This window comes from Vreelandella neptunia (genome assembly GCF_000712975.1).
In the GTDB taxonomy this organism is placed as follows: domain Bacteria; phylum Pseudomonadota; class Gammaproteobacteria; order Pseudomonadales; family Halomonadaceae; genus Vreelandella; species Vreelandella qaidamensis.
On sequence record NZ_JHQL01000001.1, the window covers coordinates 156,842 to 175,972 of the forward strand.

Consider the following 19,131-nt stretch of genomic DNA (forward strand, 5'->3'; position numbering starts at 1 on the left):
ATGACTAATTCTTTTATCCCCACACCTGATCAACAGGCCGCAATAGACTCCAATGCCAACATGGTTATTACAGCATGCCCTGGAAGCGGAAAAACATCGGTAGTTGTTCATAAAATAAGAAAAGAGATTCCTGAAATAGGGAATCATAGAGGCGTAATAGGTATAACATTCACAGTTAAAGCCAGTAAGGAGCTAAAAAGAAAGTGCAAGAAAGATGGTTTCAACACAAAACGTAGTTTTTTCGGAACCATTGATCACTTTTGCTTAAGTGAAATTATATTCCCTTTCGCCAAAAGAATATGGGGGCCCGCTGATAGTCGCCTTGAATGTATAGCTTATGATGAGCTGGATGAAGGATTAAAAGCTAAGCTGCCGCCATTAAGTGACGTGGGCGTGGTTCTTTCAACTAATGACTATGATCAATATGAAGATGAATTTATTCAACAATTTAAAAGTGGAGTTGTTCTTCTTGAAGCAGTTGGAATATTGGCAAACCATATTTTAAATAATTCAATTGCATGTCAGAAGTATATAGTGGCCAGATATACATCACTATATGTGGATGAATACCAGGATTCCTCACAAGCACAGCACAAATTATTCCTTAGTTTATTGCAGTTAGGACTAAGGGCAGTAGCTGTAGGGGACGTGCAGCAATCTATTTATGCTTGGAGAGGAAGCAGTCCCGAATATATCAATGAGCTAATTTCATTACCTGAAGTATTTGAGCACCATATTGTTAATATTAATCATCGGTGTCACCCATCCATAACAAATTATGCAAATAGATTATTTTCCGAAAATGCAAATCTTTTGCCGACCAACGAAATAAGAGTCTTCCAAAGAGTATTTAATGGAACACAGATTGACCTAGCTAATGAATTGAACACCTATCTACCTCAAACTGCTGCTTCATTTGGCGTTACCAATCTTTCAGAGATAGCAATTTTAGTAAGAAACAATAGAAGTTTGGTCTATTTAATAGCGGGGTTGAATATACCGCACCGCGTGTACAATGATGACCCTCTGGGTCTGATAAATACACGAGCCAGCAATCTTTTTTCTGACCTTCTTAGGTATAGATATGACAGTGCTTTTTTAACCACTGACATTGATGCTGTCCGTGAGTATGAAATTAGATGCACACGAGCGCAGCTTGCTAGAGTAAGATCAGAAATCAAATTGGTACGGTCAATTGGAGATCAATATTTAGAAGAGACGATTCTTGGTATCTCAAGAGAACTTCTGGGAGGCGATGTGGCCCCTAGAGACATTAATGCGCTGAAGGACGTCGTTAATTCTACTGATGCACTAAATCAATATGCTCCGAGTAATGGCAGTGAAGTTCAAGTGATGACACTTCACAAGTCTAAAGGGTTGGAGTTTGAGATAGTCTTTCATCTCGATCTGTATGATTGGGTTTTCCCGTATAGAGAATATACGGGAGATTTTAATGATGAGGTTTACCCTAGTTGGGATCAAGACCTAAACCTCCATTATGTAGGAATTACAAGAGCTAAAACTGCATGTATTTTAGTTCGAAGTACACGTCGTCTTAATAACCAGGGACAAAATAGACAAGGTCAGAATTCTGCTTTCTTAGAGTTAAATGGGCTTAGTGGACTATATGCATAATCGACATCATCAATTACTGAAAGGATTTACAACTTCAGTTATTGATATTTTTAAAATATCGACCAGCCCTACGAGAATCTACAGATGCTCTATAACAAGCGCATGTTGTCGGACTGGTTTTCCGCTGCGCTCCAAACCAGCCGCAAATGCGGGCGTTAGATGATAAGGGACAGACAGGCATGGCATCTAGACCAGGAACAGTATCGAAAATACTTTGGCATTTTACTGGCGGCCCTATATGGGACGATGCTGCCAACAAGCAGCTTAAAGAGCTTAAGCCCGCGATAAACGGATACGAAGCGCTTAAAGCTATTTTGGGGTCTCAGGAGCTAAGAGTAGGCCGGTACCGTGAAATAGTTAAGGTAATCGTGCCTGAAAAAAGGCAGTTTGATTTTGAAACAAAAGAAATCCATATTCTGAAAAATCATCCTGTTACTGTTAAATCAAAGCCGGTATGTTGTGTGGCCGACATTCCTCTTCAGCATATTGATTACCATTCGAATAGATATGGAAAAATTGCGATTGGATTTCACAGAGATTCAATTGTCAAATCTGGCTTTAATCCCGTTATGTATACCCTTGAAGATACAGCTTTACTCAATAGCATCTATCAGGGGTACTCAGCAGTTGATGACGTCCATCCTTACAGTGCAATAAGCGAAACTGAGTCAGTTCAAGACGAGATTGACAAGATTATCGACGATAATGACCTAGATGGTTCCGTAGATACATCTAGCATCATTTCTGAGCTTGATTGGATTGAGAGTGCTCAAGAAAAAATAGATGAAAGCTTTCAGAATTTTTTAGCGTATATAAAAACATTCGATACAACCGAATTCGATTCGATATACTGTGAGCGCGAATGGCGGAGTACAAAAAATTATTCATTCGCAATTGAAGACATCGCAATTATAGTTCTTCCAAGAGAACAAGAAGGAGAACGCTTTTACGAACGTTTCCTAGAAGAAGTGATATTACCCAAAACAGTCACTATTGCATGTTGGGAAGATCTTATTGAACATTAAATTATCTAACAAGCGGCTGCATTTCGTTCCGGCCTGCGGCCTCCACCGGACTCGCTACGCTCGCCGATGAGCCGAGCGTTGAGCCTGTAGAAAAACTCCGCTGACGCCTATGTTTTGGTAGGATCAAGAAAACAGGCGATGAGTGACTATCATGCCGCGTTTCAAGCTCTATAAACTACCAAGATCAGCTCCAACTCAGTACCTTTGAGCACAAGTTAGACTTATCCGTTTTCCATTCCAAGTACCGCAACGCTGCGACTGCTCGGCTGGCTAAGCTATTCATCAAGGCTATTCAAGGCGATCCACCGATATTATGACGAGAAAAACACTCAGTTTGAAAACAAAAAAACAGATAGATGCCAAGCCCGCCGACGAAGTGGAAGATCAGTTCCCTGATGATCCCGAAAAACGTTTTTTAAATGGCGTCGCTGTTCATCCTTCCCCACGCATTGTGTTAGAGCTTGGTTCTAGACAGCGTAGTGTGCGAGCGATGGATTTGATTACGCCCATCGGAATGGGGCAACGTGGGTTGATTGTTGCGCCGCCGGGTTCTGGCAAAACGACGATGTTAAAACATATCTGTCAGGCCGTGGCAGCCGCTCATCCGGATATAAAGCTGTATGCTTTGCTGATTGATGAGCGCCCTGAAGAAGTGACCGATTTTAAGCGCAGTGTGTCGGCAAACGTACATGCCTCGTCTTCAGACGAAAGCTACTCACACCATGTGCATTTGGCAAATAAGCTACTTGAGACGGCGCGTAAGCAAGCAGGCGAGGGTCATAATGTGATGATTGTGATCGATTCGCTTACCAGACTCGCGCGCGTTCATAATGCTGAACAGCGCGGCAATGGTCGTACGATGTCGGGTGGGCTGGATAGCCGTGCGATGGAAATACCGCGAAAACTGTTTGGTGCTGCGAGAAAGATCGAAAACGGCGGATCTCTCACGATTCTGGCTACTGTGCTGGTGGATACGGGAAGCCGTATGGATCAGGTGATTTTCGAGGAGTTTAAGGGCACGGGCAATATGGAACTCGTGTTATCACGGGAAGTGGCAAATCAGCGAATTTTCCCGGCGATAGATATTGCCAAAAGCAGTACCCGTCGAGAAGAGTTGTTGATTGATGCTAAAGATATTGAAAAAGTTAGGACCTTGCGTAGAGCGTTAACACCTCTTAAGCCTGTTGAAGGCGCGCAGAAGCTACTTGCGCTGTTGGAGAAATACCCCACGAATGCGGAGCTGTTGGATGCTTTTTCGCCCGCTGAGTAGAGGTGAAGCCCACCCTTGTATTCATTCGAGGTGAGCTTCTTGGTTAGCGCTTAACGACTGCTTTTTTTAACATGGTTCAAGTTAGAAGCGGGGACTGCTTTTTTAACCGGAAAGCCTTCGATTTCTTTGCGCTCAATCGTATTTTTCAAACGTTTTTCAATCGCACAAAGATTTTTAAAGTCACTGATGTCTACTAAAGAGATGGCTTCACCTGAGGCGCCTGCACGGCCGGTGCGGCCAATGCGGTGGATATACTCTTCTGGCTGAAAAGGTAAATCGTAATTCACCACTCGGCTCAGTTCACCAATATCCAACCCCCGAGCGGCTACCCCTGTGGCAACTAGGTACTTCAGTTCGCCCGCTTTGAACTGATCCAACACCTTCTCGCGCATGGCCTGGCTTCTGCCGCCATGGATGGAGTCCGCTTGAATGCCGCGCTTTTCCAGCTGAGCCACCAGTTTGGCCGCGCTGTGTTTTTTCTCGACAAAAATAAGCGCCTGATCCCACGCTTGCTCGTTGATCAAGTGACTCAACAGGGCGGACTTGGTGTCCTTGTCTACCGTGATGAGCCATTGTTTGATCGTGGCGGCGGCGCGGACGTTGGGCGTAATGGAGATGTCAGTCGCCATGTCTGTCATCTTGCTGTCTGAAAACGCGTGAGCGATGGCGCGAACGTCATTGGTCATGGTGGCCGTGAACAACAGGTTCTGACGGTTTTCAGGCAGGCGCACGATTATTTTGTGGATATCATCGACAAAACCCATGTCGACCATTCTGTCCGCTTCGTCCAGCACCATGACTTGAAGTTCATCAAAGTGCAGCGCACGCTGATGGGCCAAATCCAGCAGTCTGCCCGGCGTGGCGACGAGAATATCTACTCCTTCGATGAGGCGTTCTTTTTGTGGCGCAGTGTCAACGCCGCCATATACCGCCATCGAGGTTAGGGGCGTGTGTTTAGCGTATTGAGCCACACTGGCTTCAACCTGAACTGCCAGCTCGCGGGTCGGCACTAGGATCAGTGCGCGAATGCGTTTGCCGCGCAGCGGTTCTGCTGCTTTACTGAATTTTTCCAACAGCGGCAGCACAAAGGCAGCGGTTTTGCCTGTGCCGGTTTGTGCGGTGGCGATCAGGTCTTTACCCGAAAGAATGGCTGGAATTGCTTGTTTCTGGATGGGCGTTGGCGTTTTGTAACCTAGTTCGGTGATAGCTTGAACAAGAGGACTGGATAAACCGAGTTTTGAAAATGGCATTAGGCGCCCTGACATATCGTCGTAAGGTGTGTCGAAAATGAAAATTGATGCAGTATAGCGTAAATGACGTCGACGTCAGTGGTTGCGGCTCACAAGAATGTCCAGGCCAATACCCTCGTGATCTTATTTCCCTGCTTCATCTCTATTTCCCGTACATCCACTGCGCCGAGCTTACGAATTAACTTCTTGGCAGGCTTAACATTGTCAGTTTTTGAAACCAAGCTGGTAAACCAGCGACATTGAGCTGAATACAGCTTGCTTTCTCTTATCAGCTTTTTCAGAAACAGCTGTTCGCCGCCCTTACACCAAAGCTCTGCTCCCAGCCCGCCAAAATTCAGAGTGGGGGTTTGGGTCGTTGGTTTTTGTTCACCGCGACTGCGAGCAAGGTTATTGAGTTTAAGCTGGCTACCTTTAAGTGCTTCATCAAGCGAGGCATGGAAGGGCGGGTTGCAGACGCTGACATCAAAAAACTCGCCAGCTTGAATAATCCCTTCAAAAATGTGGTTTTTATCGTGCTGCGTGCGCAGTGTGAAGCGTTCTTTGAGAGAGGGGTTATTGGCGATAATTCTGGCTACGTTTTCAAGCGACTGAGGGTTAATGTCACTACCGACACATTGCCAGCCGTAAATTTGGCAGGCCAGTAGCGGGTAGATTCCATTTGCTCCAGTTCCGATATCGAGTAGCTTGATACTGCGCTGTTCAAGCCCCAACATGTCAGCCATATAATGGATATAGTCGGCTCTGCCTGGGATGGGAGGGCAAAGCGCTCCCTCTGGAATATCCCAATCGACAATGTTGTAGTGCCGGTTTAATAACGCGGCATTAAGCGTTTTTACTGCCACTGGGTCTGCGAAATCGATGGAGAGGTCGCCATGCGCGTTCGGTTTCACATGAGGGGCTAATGCAGGGTGGCTTTGTACGAGAGCCGAGAAGTCATAGCCTTGGTTGTGTAGATTCCTTGGGTGCAGGCCTTTGCGAACAGGCCTAGCTTGGCTTTTTTCACTTCGATGGGGGTTGCTCACAGTAATAGGCCCAAGGCTTGGAGTTCGATAGTAGAGTGGGGCTTGCTTAGCCGGTGATTATAAGCTTAATGGTTGTGACGTGCATGCTCGGTAGTTCGAGGGTAAGTTCGAGGTGGCGAGAGGCTTGCTGTCCATTACGCGTTTGTTTCTTGTCGGGTTCTGGCCTTTTGCTCTGCCTGATCCAGAAGTACAGGGCCGCTACCTGATTCTGCCAGTTTTTTTAAAAGCTGCTGCCAGTCTTCAACTGTTGGCGTGCGGTTATCAAACGACTCTCTGTCATGCATTGGTTCAGCTGACCATCAGTAAGGAATATTTAAATGATTCGTAAATGCCGAGAGAGGGATATTGACCAGATATTGGAGATATGGCTTTCAGCATCGATTAAAGCGCACGCTTTTGTTGAGGCGGAATTTTGGGCGTCAAAGGTTAACGAAATGCGAGATGTTTATATCCCCGCATCGGAGACGTTTGTCTTCGAATCTGACAATCAGATAGCGGGATTCTACAGTTTGTACGGAAATACGCTGGCTGCCATTTTTGTGTCCCCTGAATTACAAGGCGAAGGTGTGGGGTCAGCGATGCTTGATGATGCCAAGAGCAGAAGGGAGTGTTTGCAACTGTCGGTCTACCAGGAAAATACTCCCAGTATCAACTTTTATAAAAAGCAGGGGTTTATTTTATTAGGTGAGCAAGTTGATGAGCGAACTGGCCATCCAGAGTTAGTTATGGAGTATTACGGTTAACAACGCGTTGTGGCCGCTTGTAGGTCACTTCGCATAAACCAGCAAAGCGTTGAGATATGCGTTAACAGACCTTAAGCAAGGAATAGAGATGGATCATGAAGCGCTGATTAAACAATGGATAATGAGTGATTCTGATCGCTTGGAGGCGCTGACTATCGCGGCTGCGCAGAAGCTGCCGGGTTGGTGCCTTGCTGCTGGATTCGTTAGAAATTTGGTGTGGGACAAGCTGCATGACGTTTCAGCGAGTACGCCCTTGAACGACATTGATTTAATTTACTTCGATTCGAACGACATAAGCGTTTCTCGTGATCGTGAGATTGAGCAAGGGTTAAGAGGCGTCTCAACCTTTCCCTGGTCAGTAAAGAACCAAGCAAGAATGCATGAGCGAAATAGGGACTATCCGTATACCTCAACTGAAGATGCGATGAGTTTCTGGGTCGAAGTGGAAACTGCGGTAGGTGCTGCGTTGGGTGATAATGGGGAGGTCATCATTGTGGCTCCCTTTGGCGTTAAGCCGCTGTTTGACTATACCGTTACATTAAATCCTAAACGGCCAAAACGAACGGATTTTGAAGCTCGGGTATACAACAAGCAGTGGCTGCAAACTTGGCCAAAACTGGTGGTCAATGCTTAGCAAGGTAGCAGATGACTGTACCGTACAAATCAAACCCGGCAACGCTGCGCGCTGCTTTTGCGCCGGGCCGCCGCTGCGGGTGCGCTTCGCATACCACGCACTACAACACCTGTTAATTTAATGCGTTGCCGAATCGTAGTGCGGTGTAACGCATGGCAAGGAGCAGCAGTTTCATTTTTACATGCTGGAAAATAACGTATTTAGATTCTTAGGACACCCTTACATGAACATTGGCATCTATATCTATGACCAAGCAGAAGTACTCGATTTCTCGGGCCCCTTTGAAGTTTTTACGACGGCCAGTCGCGTCAGTGATGAAGACGCGCCGTTTTCAGTATTTTTAATTGCTGAAAAAGACGGCCCGGTAACTGCTAGGGCGGGATACCAGGTGTTGCCAAATGCCACCATCGATAATCACCCGCCCATTGATGTCTTGATTATTGTTGGTGGTGTGCACACGGGTGAAATGGCAAACGAAAAGGTAAAGGTCTGGATTGCAGATCAAGCAGCCATAGTGCAGCAGGTGGCCACAGTGTGTACTGGTATCTTCCTGTTTGCTAATGCACAACCCGGCCTGAAAGGAAGAGTGACTACCCACTGGGACGATCAAGGTGATTTGAGAACTCAGTTTCCGCAGCTTGATGTGGTGGAAGACGTGCGCTGGGTAGATGATGGGGGTGTTATTAGTTCCGGTGGCATCTCGGCGGGGATCGATATGTGCCTACACTTGGTCGCCAAGTTACACAGCACCGAGCTTGCGGAGAAAACAGCGCGGCAAATGGAGTATCGCTGGGATAGATAAAGTAAGTGCCTTGCAGAAGTATTACTTAAAGCCTTATCAGGCGGTTTATAATGTTTCTTATAGCCGCTACGTAACTAAAAATAAGCGGCGATATTAACGTTGAGTGAAGGAAGGTGGTTGGTAATGATTAACACCAAAATATATAAAGCGGTTTATGAACTAGCTGAAAAGCTTATGAAGGCCGCTGCGAAAGATGACCGCGCGACCTTTGAGGCTCTCTATGCAGAGTTGCAGGCGATTTGTATCGATAACGAACACACCGATAAAGATCACCCAGAGCAGTGGGAAACCCTGGCTGACTTTACCGAGGAGTTAGAGGATGCGCTGCCGATCTACCAAAAAGCCCTTGAGAAAGCCATTGCGAAGAACTCGAAAGACCATATGGCTTCTATCGGTTTTTCCATGGCAATGTTGCAAGTAGAGCTAGGCCAAACGGATGAGGCGATCGAAATGCTGCAACATGCTAAAGTCAGCGCCAACAAAATTGAAGATAATGAGTTGCAAGCTGAGATAAATCAGCTGCTCGAAAAGCTAACCTCCAATCAGGACCCCAATTTTGACCAATAACGATATTTTTCGCCGTATCCGCTATGCTTTTGATTTAAAAGATAAAACCATCGTGGATATCTTCACGCTGGCAGACGTTAGTGTAAGCCAAGAGCAAGTGACCGCTTGGCTAAAAAAAGATGAAGATGATGCTTTCGTTACGATGAAAAATAAAGAGCTGGCGTCGTTTCTTAATGGATTCATCAGTTTTAAGCGCGGCAAGCGTGAAGGCCCACAGCCAGTGCCTGAAGCGCAATTAAATAATAATATGGTTTTCCAGAAGCTGCGTATTGCGCTGAATATGAAAGCCGAAGATGTTTTAGAAGTGTTTGAGCTGGTGGGCTTACCGCTAAGCCACCATGAGCTCAGCGCTTTTTTCCGTAAGCCAAGTCATAAGAATTACCGTGAGTGTAAGGATCAAATGCTGCGTAATTTCTTGCTCGGTATTCAGCGCCAGCTACGGCCTGGCTCGAACGACGCAGGTTCTGAGTCTTAAGTTCAGCGCGTTACACCTCGCTTTATGTCACACGGTAATGGTAAGAGGGGAGCACAAGGCCTCTCTGCCTTATCGGCGCTAGCGCTTCACGCACACAAAAATCGCATTGCCTGAAAGGCTATCCCAAGGGGTAATGGTCTGGTAGTTGTGCTCAAATACATGCACCTCAAAATAAGGCGTCAGTAGGGCGGTTAATTCTGTAAAGCTGACCGCTACCATGGGGTGCTCGTCGTTCCAAATTTGGGTAGTGTCGGCGTTAGTTTTTTCAATACTCAGCCTAAGCGATTGCTTTTCACCGTGCCCGTCGTAGTGCCAACCCGAGCGAAACGTAAAAATATCATCGTCTTGTTTGGCGCTGTGTTTAACCCATAAATCGTTGTTAATTTTGTTTTTATCCACCGCGTTAAAATAGAAAACGCCGCCCTGTTTTAGCGCGCGGTGGGCGCTGGCAATACACTTTTTTAGCTTTTCAATCCCATTGTTGTAGTGGACTGAATATAAAAAACAGGTGATTAAATCAAGAGATTCACTGACTTCGAACGTGCTCATATCTTGCAGTGAAAAAAACGCTTCTGGGCAACGCGTGGCGGCGATATCCAGCATGGGTTGGTTAATATCAAGCCCACTGCTGAGATAGCCAACATCAATAAAGTGACGAACATGAGGTCCCGTGCCACAAGCTAAATCAAGGTGCGTATGCCCGCCATTGCCGAAAATCTGATGGAGCCGATGAATGGCGTTGCTTTGCGCTTGGTAGTCGATATCGACGCACATCAAATCGTAGTAGCCAGATAGGTCGGTATAGAGTGCGTTGGCGGACAGATTGGCGGACATAGTAGCCTAATGGTGGGCGCTGTAATATTGGGTGGCGCATAGTAAACGAGCGGAGAAGGTTTTAGAAGCGAGGGTAAGGCCTCACCCGCTCATTTTCATAAAGCGGGAGGTTTCGCGGGGAAATTGTGCCTATTTAGTTTGGTTGCTTTTTTCCGCTAACCCTTTGGCTTGCGCATACCCTGTTAGCGCCAGATAGTCACGATTGCTATCAATGTCACTGTCTGTACCTGCTTTAAAGAAGGTTTTTTCAAGCATCGCTTCTCTGGCCTCCATGAGGGTTTGAGCTGTCTGCATATGTTCGCTGACAATCTGGCAGCCGCGCTGAATGTCTCCTTGACGCAATGCCTCTAATAATTGACGTTGATAATCATAGCCTTGACGGCGTAACTCAGGGTTGGGCTGTTCGTAGATTCGCTGGCAGACTGTCATGTTCATCAACAGACGTACTGGAAATCGGCACATCAAGGCCAGCAGAGGGTTAGGGCAATAATCAATCAGGACTAAATGAAACTCCAACTCCTTAAATCGCTGCTCGCGCTCTTCTTCTAACGATGCTGGCGGGTGGTCATAAAAGGTCATTACTGACGCTAGTCGATCAAAGGCATCCGTATCGAGGACGCCCTCAAGACTCTTTACCAGGGCTGGCCAGAGGGCTTTACGTGCTTCATAGATGTCGTGAATCGTGGGCGAGTGAAAGAAAAAATAGTTACCCAGCAAGGTCATCGCTCGATCATCGCTTACTTCACTGATAAAGGCTCCACCACCTGGGCCTGTTCGCGTTTGAACCAGCCCCTGGGCTTCAAGCCCCTTGAGAGCTTCACGCACCGTGCCTTTGGATGCATCTAGTGCCTGGATCAGTTCTTGTTCCTGTGGCAGTCGATCACCGGGCTTTAAATGGTGTTGCGCAATATATTCCTTAATTGCCTCACTGATTACGTCACTACGCTTAGGTTTAGCAGGTTGGCGTGCTTGCTTCATGATTGTCTCAGCTTACATTGGAAGAGGCATTTTTAATAAGAATCATCCCCTTGCAGTGACGTGATGTCTAGCAAATGTCGGCTTATGATTAAACGCGCGAAGCCGATTGAAGCTAGTGGGAGCTAATTTATAGTGATAAATTTTAAACCTCTTCAATCTGATAAGCGAGCAATACATCATGACCTACAGTTTAATAGCACTTGATAAGCAATCAGGCACTTTCGGCGTTGCATGTGCTACCGGCGGGCCTGCACTGGGTGGTTTTGTTCCCCATATGCTACCGGGTATTGGTGCCGCTATTACCCAGGGCTTTAGCACCAATGTATTCAGTGCAGAGCAAGGACTGTATCGCTTAGCCAACGGGGAAAAGGTGGCGGATATTATCAGCAGCCTGCAACAACAGGACAACGGTGCTGCGTGGCGACAGGTTGCTTTGATGGATCAGCGTGGCGTTGCCGCAGGCTGGACAGGCGATGAAAACGTTCCGGTTGCTGAGATGCGAATTAGCGATGGTTTGCTGATTGCAGGCAATATGCTGGCCAATCGTGACGTTATACCCGCCATGGAGGCAGCCTACCTTGATACTCGCCAGCGTAAAGATATGGCCAGCGCTTTGATAGCCGCGCTGAGTGCTGCTCAGCAGCAGGGTGGGGATCATCGTGGCACGCTCTCAGCGGCTCTGAAAGTACGCGCCCCAGGCGGCTTGCCCTACGATTTGAGAATCGATTATGCCCCTAACGCGATTACTGCACTGAGCGAACTTCACCTACGTATTGAGCAGGATGGTGATTTTCAGTCATTTCTTGCTCGTCTTCCTACAGCTGACAATCCGCATCGTTATTAATTATCACAATGTTGGTTAGACATAGGTCTTAAAACCGATAATCCCCCGAAAATTTAACCTTTTATTCTGGCTGAGTTTTTTGTTTTCCCAGTCGAAATGTCTTCTTGTCCGCTTCCTCAAGGGTTTGACAGTTTGTTCGATGCTCTCATAAGCTATTTATCATGATAAATAGCTGTTTTGTGCAGCTCACCAAACAATAACCTCTTGAGGCAACCATGACGCTTTCTTTAACCCAGGCCGGAGAACAGGCGTGGAAGTGGCTGGAAGATGCCGCTAAGTTTAGTGAAACCGACAATATTGAACGCGACGGCGTTACCCGTCGCTGCGCCACCCCTGAACACCGCGCTGTGCTGAATGAACTTGCAACGTGGATGAAAAGCGTGGGTATGTCTGTGCGCATGGATAATGCCGCAAACCTGATCGGTCGTTATGCCAGTCCACAGGCCGGTGCCCGTTCGCTGCTACTCGGGTCGCACCAGGACACCGTTCCTAATGGCGGCAAGTACGATGGCATGATGGGCGTTATTCTGCCTCTTGCCTTGGTGAGCTACTTGCATGAAAACGCGATTGAAATGCCCTTTCACATTGATGTGGTGGCGTTTAGCGACGAGGAAGGGACACGCTTCAGTTCTACCTTGCTTGGCTCTAAAGTGCTGGCGGGCACGTTTGAACCAGGGATGCTTGAAGCCCGCGATGATCAGGGCATAACACTTGGGCAAGCGCTGGCTGACTTTGGTTGTAACACCCAGCATATCGACGCCGATCGATACTTATCGAAAGACGTAATCGCTTTTATCGAAACACATATCGAGCAGGGCCCTCAGCTTGAGCAGGATGATGTCGCGGTGGGTGTAGTAAGTGCAATTACCGGGATCGAGCGCCACGAGATAACCATCAATGGCATGGCAGGACATGCTGGAACTGTTCCCATGCATATGCGGCAGGATGCGCTGGTGGGAGCTGCCCATGTCATCCAATTGGTCGATCAGTTATGCAAAAGCACTAATGAACTCGTTGGTGTCGTGGGCAAGATTGAGAACGCGCCTAATGGCGTCAATGTCATCCCTCAAACCACGACCTTGAGCATTGAGCTGCGCTCGCCGGATGATGCAATTCGCCGTCAAGCAAGAACTCAATTGTTAAGCCAAATTGACGCGTCTATGCAAGCCTTGAACCTTGGCTTTAAGCATCGTCACACCTATGAACAATCGGCTGTTCAATGCGCCAAGCACCTTATCGATACCATGCAGAGCGCGCTTAAGGATGCTCGGATTGAGCCACGGGTGCTATTCAGCGGCGCAGGCCACGATGGGTTAGCCATGGCCGACCTGTGTGACATCGGCATGCTGTTTGTTCGTTGTCGCGGCGGTATCAGCCACCAACCCAGCGAAGCTATCAAGCCTGAGGATCTCGGCGTTGCCATTGAGGTTCTCTTAAACACCTGCCAGCGACTCGCACAAAAGCAATAGCTGTCTTCATTGTATTAATACATTTGTCCAACTAGCTCAACATAAAGCCACAAAAATCATAAGGGTTGATTATGAGCCAACAACAGCAAGTTTCAGACACAAAAGCCCCTGCATCAGGTAAATGGTACAAGCAGATACCGGATCCGATGGTGCTAATTTTTTTCATTCTGGTCGCCGCCTACCTAATGACGTTTATTGTGCCCGCAGGGGAGTTTGAACGTCAGACTGTCGATGGTCGTACGACGGTCATTCCTGAGTCTTTCATGTACTTGTCAGATGTTGCGAATCTGCACTTTTTCAAGATTTTCGTCGCCATACCGGAAGGTCTGATTAACGCATCGCAATTTCTGTTTATCGTGTTTATTGCTGGTGGTCTGTTTCATATTCTACAGCGGACAGGTGCACTGGAGAACGCCATTGGTGTCGCCGTTCATCGAGTGGGTGCTGAAAACAGCATTAAAAGTCGCAACCTGATCATTGCTGCGGGCACCTTTATCTATGGCTTCTTTGGCGTTGCTGTCGGCTTTGAGAATAATATCGCGCTCGTGCCCATTGGCGTGCTGATAGCTTCTGCCATTGGCTGCTCTCGATTAGTCGGCGTTGTGATGGCCGTAGGAGGTATCGGTATCGGATTCGCTTTATCCCCGATCAATCCATATACCGTTGGCGTTGCTCAAGGTATCGGTGAATTACCCACCTTTTCAGGCTGGTGGTTACGTACATTGATGGTTGTTGCGTGTCTGGCTACCTTGGCGCTTTTTATCTGCCGTTACGTTGTCAAAATGGACTACCACGATGACAGCCCGGCTGAGCTAACCAAGCGTCTCGAAGATTATACCTTGAGCCGCCAAAACATCATTACATTAGCTATTTTTATTTCTGGCCTGATTATCATGCTGATTGGTGTGTTCACCCGCGGTTGGTACATCAATGAAATTGCAGCCATGTTCTTGCTGATGGCGATTGTTATTGGGCTCTCTAACGGCCTGGGTGCTAATGCGCTGGTAAGACAAATGATGGAAGGAGCCTCATCCGTAACAGCCGGTGCCTTAGTCATTGGCGTTGCTGCCTCTATTCAGGTCATCCTTCAAGATGCACAGATTATTGACACTATTGTTAATTCCCTCAGCTCTCTGGTAGGTGATATGCCCACCGCTGTGGCGGCTGTCGCTTCAAGTGTTATTCAAGGCGTGATCAACCTGTTTATTCCGGGGGGATCAGGACAAGCATTAGTGACCATGCCGATTTTGATTCCTTTAGCAGATTTAATAGGCATGAGCCGTCAATTGATGATCACGTCATTCCAGGTGGGAGATGGTTTGACTAACCTGATTGTTCCAACGTCTGGTGGCACTCTTGCGATGCTAGCGCTAGGGCGGGTTTCTTACGCGCAGTGGCTACGCGTTATTACCCCTTTATTAGTACTAGTTTACGTTATGTGCTGGGCAGCGCTGGTATTAGGCTATTACGTGGGTTATTAAGTGCTGTAGTTTAGCGGTTAACTAACGGCCGACGAAGCAATGATGGGGGCGAAAATCCAGAAGGGTTTTCGCCCCATTTGTTTGACGGTTATGTAGGTTGGCCCTAAAGAAATCTCCCCATTATCCGATAATTACGTGAGAGGTATGAAAATACCAAACCGCCACAAGAGTCAGCCATGCCAAAATCAGTCGCTTTTTTTCTCGTTGCCATACTGCTTAGTCTAGTTCCCTATGCTCAGGTCTCTGCTCAGACGGCAGAAGCAGCGGCGCTTGCGTGGTTAGAATCAATTGATAATGATGAGATCGAACAAGCTTGGGAGACCTCATCGCCACTTCTAAAAACGCCTCTATCGCCCAACATGCTTAGACGTATCATTGAACTAGCACGTCATGAGTTTGGACCGGTAGAATCTCGTCGGAAAGTGCAAGTCTCTCACTACCAATCTATGCCGGGTGCGCCAGATGGTGACTACATGGTGTTTATCTTTCATACTCGATTTGAAAATAAAGCGAGAGGAATTGAGACCGTAACACCTCATCTGGAAAATGGAGAGTGGCGAGTCAGTGGTTATTATGTGCAATAGTTCTTGTAATGGTTCTTTGTAATGGCTCTTTGTAATGGCTCTTTGTAATAGATTTGCGTAAATGAGTGATGCCGTAACCAATACGAATCAAGGTAGTGATGCTATGCCTAGTATTGCTAATACGCCCGAGCCTCCTTACTACGCGGTTATTTTTACTTCCCTGCGCACCAATATTGATAATGGCTACGATGCAATGGCTGCTCGCATGGTGGAGCTTGCGGCTCAGCAGCGGGGGTTTTTAGGGGTTGAATCTGCTCGAAACGAAGTGGGCGTTACTGTTTCATACTGGACTGATTTGGCTTCGATAAAAGCGTGGAAAGCGCACGCAGAGCATCAGGAAGCCCAGCGACTAGGCCATCAGCAGTGGTACCAGCATTTTAAAACGCGCATTGCCAAAGTCGAGCGAGAGTATGGTATTTAAAATATCAACGTAGCCTAGGTATTATGCCTAGGCTACGTTTTTTGTTTAATAAGTGCCTGACGGTGACTCCACCCCAGCCCTCGTCATTCCTGCAGGCCCTGCCACGTCGTCATTCCCGCAGGCCCTTAGCGGGAATCCATGTTGACCTGGGGTTTTGGGCTGCTGCAGGCCAAGGTCAAGGTCAAGGTGGATTCCCGATTACCCCACTCGGGAATGACGGTGCGGTGAGTCGAGAATGACAGTGTGGTGACTCGGGAGTGACGTGCGGTGCTCGCTTTGGGAGGTGGCCGCTTTGTTATATGGGGCTAGGGGAGCGTGCCAGTCAGCCTTAACTGACTGGCATTACAGCCTAGGCAGGCTTTTTGCTGATTAAATTTAAGATGCTAACCTCAAGGCAAAACCAATAATCAGTGTTCCAAATACCCAGCGTTGTAATGTTTGCCTTTTTTGATGGCTGGCAAACCAGCGCTGCATCTGCGCTCCCAGGCAGGCATATAGCGCATCGTACAAAAGTCCTACACCCACTAGCACAGCCCCCAATAAAGTAAACTGGAGCGCAACATCACCCTGTTGGGTGTGAACGAACTGGGGTAATAACACCGAACAAAACAGCAGCGATTTTGGATTTAGCAGGTTCGTTAAAAGGCCCCGTCTCCAAGCTAGGTAATAGCTACCGGTGAGCGATGCTTGCAGTTTGTTAGTATCGGTGCGCCGGTTGGTACGAATTAGCTGTACGCCCACCCAAATCAAGTAGGCAGCGCCGAGATAACGAACAGCATCAAAAAGCCACGGGGCGGCGACAAATAGGGCGGCTAGGCCCAAGCCGGCTAACGCCACATGCAGCCCTCGCGCGATAGCTAACCCTAACGCTGTGGCTAGCCCATGTCCGCGGCCCAGCGTACTACTGGTATGCAGCACCAACAGCATATCAGGACCTGGAATCAGGTAAACAATGGCTAATGCGCTAATAAAAAGACCGATTTCCATGGCCGTTCCCTCAAGATTACACGTAGTGACTTCATAAGGAGCATGGTACCGTTAAAGTGATGAGTGAATTCTTGCCATTTACGCTCAATAATCACCAAATATTGGTATGTTGTGCTAGCTAGGAATAGGGAAATACTTACTTATGCCAATGGATCAGTTAGATACAACCGACCGACGCATTCTTGCGTTGTTACAGGGGGATGCTCGCTTAACCAATGTGGAGCTTGCGGAGAAAGTAAATTTGTCGCCGTCGCCCTGCTTACGCCGGGTGCGGCGCTTGGAAGCAAGCGGCATTATTCGTGGCTACCACGCGGAGCTTGATCGTCGAAGCGTCGGGCTGGAATTAACGGTGTTTGTGGGCATTAAGGTAGAACGACACCATGAAGAGCAAGCTAATGCTTTCCGGGAAGCAGTGGTTGAACTGCCGGAAGTGGTCACAGCGCATTTGGTGTCTGGTGAATCGGATTTTCTGCTACAGGTGGTAGTGCCTAGCTTGGCTGCATACGAGGCGTTTTTAACGGGGACGTTGCTGCGCTTACCAGGTGTGAGCGATATTCGCAGCAACTTTGCTATTCAGCCGGTGAAGGAGTACGGCACATTACCACTGGATAATAGCAGTAAGGCCTAGTGGGGTAGTCGAGAGATGAAGAAGGCCTTCGGTTTTGCGATCAACGCGACATCACCAACCCTGCCAGTGTCTGAAGTCCGACGACCACCACAAGAACCACCATGCCTAGCGCTAGGCTGGTTTTAAGCGCGTGACGCTTCCACATAAGTTCTACGCGGTTGCCAAAGCGGTGTACCAACCAAGCAAGGCCGAAGTAGCGCAGCCCGCGGGCTAGCAGGGCAGCCAGCACAAATAACATAATCGGATAGCCGGAAAGCCCGGCGGTAATCATCGCCACCTGAAATGGGATTGGCAGTATGCCAATGGCTAGAATCGCAGCAAAACCGTACTGCTCAAAGAAGGTTTGGAAAGATTGATAGCTTTGTTCAATACCCATAAATTCGATAAACCACGTACCTATGGATTGATATAGCACCATGCCGACGGCATAGCCCACAATGGAAGCTATCAGGCAGCCAAGGGTCGTCGCGGTGGCCATTGCCCAAATGCGCTGCTTGTTAATCGCCATGAGCGGGATCAACACCAGCTCGATGGGAATTGGCAAAATAATGGTTTCTAAAAAAGATAGAGTGCCGAGTAGCCACAGCATGTTTTTCGAGCCATTGATGCGCTCAAACCACTGTTTAGTCCGTGTTGTTGAAAGCATCTTATGTCTCTACATTTCAGTATTAATGCGACGATAGACGGACGCTAAAAGGCTGTAGAGACCAAACGCAAAGAGCCCAAGTGCGACAAAGGCAAGCAACCACTGACCGAAAGGTTGGCTGCGCAGCGTGCTGAACACTTCTCCCATACCACCTGCTTGATTAGGGTTGATTTGGTAGGCTGCTATGATAAAAAAGCTACCCACGATCACGAAGACGAGTCCACGGATCACTAAGCCGAATCGACAGATGGGGTAGGCCCACTGTTGAGTTTGGGGTGGCATCGAAAAGTGTTTGTCGAATTTGGCCTTGTAGCCTTTGATTGCATGGGCAATACCAACACCTATCAAGATTAAGCCAACCCCGCCAACTAACCATCGTCCGAATGGCTGTTGCATCAGCCAGCCCGCCACGCCTTGCGAGCCACCTCCAGAATCTCCAGAAGAGCCTGCGAGTTGGAAGATAAGCGTTGCGGCAAAAAAAGCTAGAAGAGTATGCGTAATGGCGCTTGCTAATAAGCCCGCACGAATCGCTAAGCCTTTTGCATCTTTACCATGATGGTCGGTGTCTTTAATGGCTTGGATGGTGCGCCACATGGCATAGCCAACCAAACCAACAGCAATAAGGCCCAACATGCTTTTACCAAAGGGAGCGGTAAGTACTCGCTCTAATGCGCCGCGGCTGCCTTCGGTCTGGCCGCCTTGCCCAAAAGCTGCCAGGGCGGCGAGGCCACCCACTAATACATAAACGATGCCGCGAGAAGCGTAGCCCATTCGGGCGAAAAGGGTAATCGCATCACGATGATCTGGGTTATTCATACGATTGGCCATGGTGTCCT

The 19,131-nt window shown here is 47.9% G+C and carries 21 protein-coding genes; 14 read left to right on the forward strand and 7 right to left on the reverse strand.

The features are described 5' to 3' along the window. From CR46_RS0100685 to rho, 3 genes are all read left to right on the forward strand, one after another. Positions 1-1,635: a UvrD-helicase domain-containing protein gene (locus tag CR46_RS0100685; RefSeq protein WP_030069115.1), complete on the forward strand. Its 1,635-nt coding sequence runs from the start codon at positions 1-3 to the stop codon at positions 1,633-1,635. A 179-nt stretch (positions 1,636-1,814) separates the two neighbouring features. Beyond that, positions 1,815-2,660, forward strand: coding sequence for an abortive infection system antitoxin AbiGi family protein (locus tag CR46_RS0100690; RefSeq protein ID WP_030069117.1), 846 nt, complete (start codon positions 1,815-1,817; stop codon positions 2,658-2,660). A gap of 313 nt (positions 2,661-2,973) precedes the next feature. Continuing rightward, a complete protein-coding gene (rho, locus tag CR46_RS0100695) occupies positions 2,974-3,930 on the forward strand; it encodes a transcription termination factor Rho (protein WP_051690095.1) in 957 nt (318 codons plus the stop codon). A 50-nt stretch (positions 3,931-3,980) separates the two neighbouring features. Here the strand turns inward: rho and CR46_RS0100700 are convergent, their stop codons facing one another. Together CR46_RS0100700 and rlmF are read right to left on the reverse strand one after the other, a co-directional pair. Next, entirely contained in the window at positions 3,981-5,180 is a 1,200-nt protein-coding gene (locus CR46_RS0100700) for a DEAD/DEAH box helicase (protein WP_030069121.1), read from the reverse strand. An 89-nt stretch (positions 5,181-5,269) separates the two neighbouring features. Then, positions 5,270-6,202, reverse strand: a complete 933-nt coding sequence (rlmF, locus tag CR46_RS0100705; RefSeq protein WP_030069123.1) for a 23S rRNA (adenine(1618)-N(6))-methyltransferase RlmF — start codon at positions 6,200-6,202, stop codon at positions 5,270-5,272. A 317-nt stretch (positions 6,203-6,519) separates the two neighbouring features. Here rlmF and CR46_RS0100715 point away from each other — a divergent pair, with 317 nt between their 5' ends. From CR46_RS0100715 to CR46_RS0100735, 5 genes are all read left to right on the forward strand, one after another. Beyond that, positions 6,520-6,945 (forward strand): N-acetyltransferase, encoded by a 426-nt coding sequence (locus CR46_RS0100715; protein WP_030069127.1) that lies wholly within the window; start codon positions 6,520-6,522, stop codon positions 6,943-6,945. Positions 6,946-7,033: 88 nt separating this feature from the next. Then, on the forward strand, positions 7,034-7,579 hold the full coding sequence (locus CR46_RS0100720) for a nucleotidyltransferase family protein (protein WP_030069130.1): 546 nt from the start codon (positions 7,034-7,036) through the stop codon (positions 7,577-7,579). A gap of 223 nt (positions 7,580-7,802) precedes the next feature. Beyond that, positions 7,803-8,381 (forward strand): DJ-1/PfpI family protein, encoded by a 579-nt coding sequence (locus CR46_RS0100725; RefSeq protein WP_030069132.1) that lies wholly within the window; start codon positions 7,803-7,805, stop codon positions 8,379-8,381. A gap of 123 nt (positions 8,382-8,504) precedes the next feature. Continuing rightward, positions 8,505-8,948 carry a hypothetical protein gene (locus CR46_RS0100730; RefSeq protein WP_030069134.1) on the forward strand — a complete coding sequence of 148 codons (444 nt, stop codon included), beginning with the start codon at positions 8,505-8,507 and terminating at the stop codon, positions 8,946-8,948. Continuing rightward, the gene (locus tag CR46_RS0100735; RefSeq protein WP_030069136.1) at positions 8,938-9,423 is read left to right on the forward strand and encodes a YehS family protein; all 486 of its coding nucleotides are present in this window, start codon (positions 8,938-8,940) and stop codon (positions 9,421-9,423) included. Before CR46_RS0100730 ends, CR46_RS0100735 begins: the two co-directional genes overlap by 11 nt. Before the next feature lie 78 nt (positions 9,424-9,501). Here the strand turns inward: CR46_RS0100735 and CR46_RS0100740 are convergent, their stop codons facing one another. Both CR46_RS0100740 and CR46_RS0100745 read right to left on the reverse strand, forming a co-directional pair. Further along, positions 9,502-10,245: a class I SAM-dependent DNA methyltransferase gene (locus tag CR46_RS0100740; RefSeq protein WP_030069138.1), complete on the reverse strand. Its 744-nt coding sequence runs from the start codon at positions 10,243-10,245 to the stop codon at positions 9,502-9,504. 141 nt (positions 10,246-10,386) lie between these two features. Continuing rightward, a complete protein-coding gene (locus tag CR46_RS0100745) occupies positions 10,387-11,235 on the reverse strand; it encodes a FadR/GntR family transcriptional regulator (protein WP_083003287.1) in 849 nt (282 codons plus the stop codon). 178 nt (positions 11,236-11,413) lie between these two features. Here CR46_RS0100745 and CR46_RS17930 point away from each other — a divergent pair, with 178 nt between their 5' ends. The 5 genes from CR46_RS17930 (at position 11,414) to CR46_RS0100770 (ending at position 16,034) form a co-directional block, all read left to right on the forward strand. Continuing rightward, positions 11,414-12,079 carry a DUF1028 domain-containing protein gene (locus CR46_RS17930; RefSeq protein ID WP_030069143.1) on the forward strand — a complete coding sequence of 222 codons (666 nt, stop codon included), beginning with the start codon at positions 11,414-11,416 and terminating at the stop codon, positions 12,077-12,079. 215 nt (positions 12,080-12,294) lie between these two features. Further along, entirely contained in the window at positions 12,295-13,548 is a 1,254-nt protein-coding gene (locus CR46_RS0100755) for an allantoate amidohydrolase (protein WP_030069145.1), read from the forward strand. Between the two features lie 71 nt (positions 13,549-13,619). Next, the gene (locus tag CR46_RS0100760; RefSeq protein ID WP_232222324.1) at positions 13,620-15,029 is read left to right on the forward strand and encodes a YfcC family protein; all 1,410 of its coding nucleotides are present in this window, start codon (positions 13,620-13,622) and stop codon (positions 15,027-15,029) included. A gap of 176 nt (positions 15,030-15,205) precedes the next feature. Further along, positions 15,206-15,613: a DUF4019 domain-containing protein gene (locus CR46_RS0100765; RefSeq protein WP_030069147.1), complete on the forward strand. Its 408-nt coding sequence runs from the start codon at positions 15,206-15,208 to the stop codon at positions 15,611-15,613. A 103-nt stretch (positions 15,614-15,716) separates the two neighbouring features. Then, positions 15,717-16,034: an antibiotic biosynthesis monooxygenase family protein gene (locus CR46_RS0100770; RefSeq protein ID WP_030069148.1), complete on the forward strand. Its 318-nt coding sequence runs from the start codon at positions 15,717-15,719 to the stop codon at positions 16,032-16,034. Positions 16,035-16,409: 375 nt separating this feature from the next. Here CR46_RS0100770 and CR46_RS0100775 read toward each other — a convergent pair whose 3' ends face one another. Further along, positions 16,410-17,021, reverse strand: coding sequence for a LysE family translocator (locus CR46_RS0100775; RefSeq protein WP_030069149.1), 612 nt, complete (start codon positions 17,019-17,021; stop codon positions 16,410-16,412). 142 nt (positions 17,022-17,163) lie between these two features. Between CR46_RS0100775 and CR46_RS0100780 the strand changes: the two genes are divergently transcribed. Then, entirely contained in the window at positions 17,164-17,649 is a 486-nt protein-coding gene (locus CR46_RS0100780; RefSeq protein ID WP_030069151.1) for an Lrp/AsnC family transcriptional regulator, read from the forward strand. A gap of 40 nt (positions 17,650-17,689) precedes the next feature. Here the strand turns inward: CR46_RS0100780 and CR46_RS0100785 are convergent, their stop codons facing one another. Then, on the reverse strand, positions 17,690-18,295 hold the full coding sequence (locus CR46_RS0100785; RefSeq protein ID WP_030069153.1) for a YqaA family protein: 606 nt from the start codon (positions 18,293-18,295) through the stop codon (positions 17,690-17,692). 9 nt (positions 18,296-18,304) lie between these two features. Beyond that, entirely contained in the window at positions 18,305-19,123 is an 819-nt protein-coding gene (locus tag CR46_RS0100790) for a DUF1206 domain-containing protein (protein ID WP_030069156.1), read from the reverse strand. Positions 19,124-19,131 lie beyond the last annotated feature (8 nt).

Coding starts and splice junctions, on each gene's coding strand:
- CR46_RS0100685 (WP_030069115.1), top strand. CDS start 1: ATGACTAATTCTTTTATCCCCACACCTGATCAACAGGCCGCAATAGAC.
- CR46_RS0100690 (WP_030069117.1), top strand. CDS start 1,815: ATGGCATCTAGACCAGGAACAGTATCGAAAATACTTTGGCATTTTACT.
- rho (WP_051690095.1), top strand. CDS start 2,974: ATGACGAGAAAAACACTCAGTTTGAAAACAAAAAAACAGATAGATGCC.
- CR46_RS0100700 (WP_030069121.1), bottom strand. CDS start 5,180: ATGCCATTTTCAAAACTCGGTTTATCCAGTCCTCTTGTTCAAGCTATC.
- CR46_RS0100715 (WP_030069127.1), top strand. CDS start 6,520: ATGATTCGTAAATGCCGAGAGAGGGATATTGACCAGATATTGGAGATA.
- CR46_RS0100720 (WP_030069130.1), top strand. CDS start 7,034: ATGGATCATGAAGCGCTGATTAAACAATGGATAATGAGTGATTCTGAT.
- CR46_RS0100725 (WP_030069132.1), top strand. CDS start 7,803: ATGAACATTGGCATCTATATCTATGACCAAGCAGAAGTACTCGATTTC.
- CR46_RS0100730 (WP_030069134.1), top strand. CDS start 8,505: ATGATTAACACCAAAATATATAAAGCGGTTTATGAACTAGCTGAAAAG.
- CR46_RS0100745 (WP_083003287.1), bottom strand. CDS start 11,235: ATGAAGCAAGCACGCCAACCTGCTAAACCTAAGCGTAGTGACGTAATC.
- CR46_RS17930 (WP_030069143.1), top strand. CDS start 11,414: ATGACCTACAGTTTAATAGCACTTGATAAGCAATCAGGCACTTTCGGC.
- CR46_RS0100755 (WP_030069145.1), top strand. CDS start 12,295: ATGACGCTTTCTTTAACCCAGGCCGGAGAACAGGCGTGGAAGTGGCTG.
- CR46_RS0100760 (WP_232222324.1), top strand. CDS start 13,620: ATGAGCCAACAACAGCAAGTTTCAGACACAAAAGCCCCTGCATCAGGT.
- CR46_RS0100765 (WP_030069147.1), top strand. CDS start 15,206: ATGCCAAAATCAGTCGCTTTTTTTCTCGTTGCCATACTGCTTAGTCTA.
- CR46_RS0100770 (WP_030069148.1), top strand. CDS start 15,717: ATGCCTAGTATTGCTAATACGCCCGAGCCTCCTTACTACGCGGTTATT.
- CR46_RS0100775 (WP_030069149.1), bottom strand. CDS start 17,021: ATGGAAATCGGTCTTTTTATTAGCGCATTAGCCATTGTTTACCTGATT.
- CR46_RS0100780 (WP_030069151.1), top strand. CDS start 17,164: ATGCCAATGGATCAGTTAGATACAACCGACCGACGCATTCTTGCGTTG.
- CR46_RS0100785 (WP_030069153.1), bottom strand. CDS start 18,295: ATGCTTTCAACAACACGGACTAAACAGTGGTTTGAGCGCATCAATGGC.
- CR46_RS0100790 (WP_030069156.1), bottom strand. CDS start 19,123: ATGGCCAATCGTATGAATAACCCAGATCATCGTGATGCGATTACCCTT.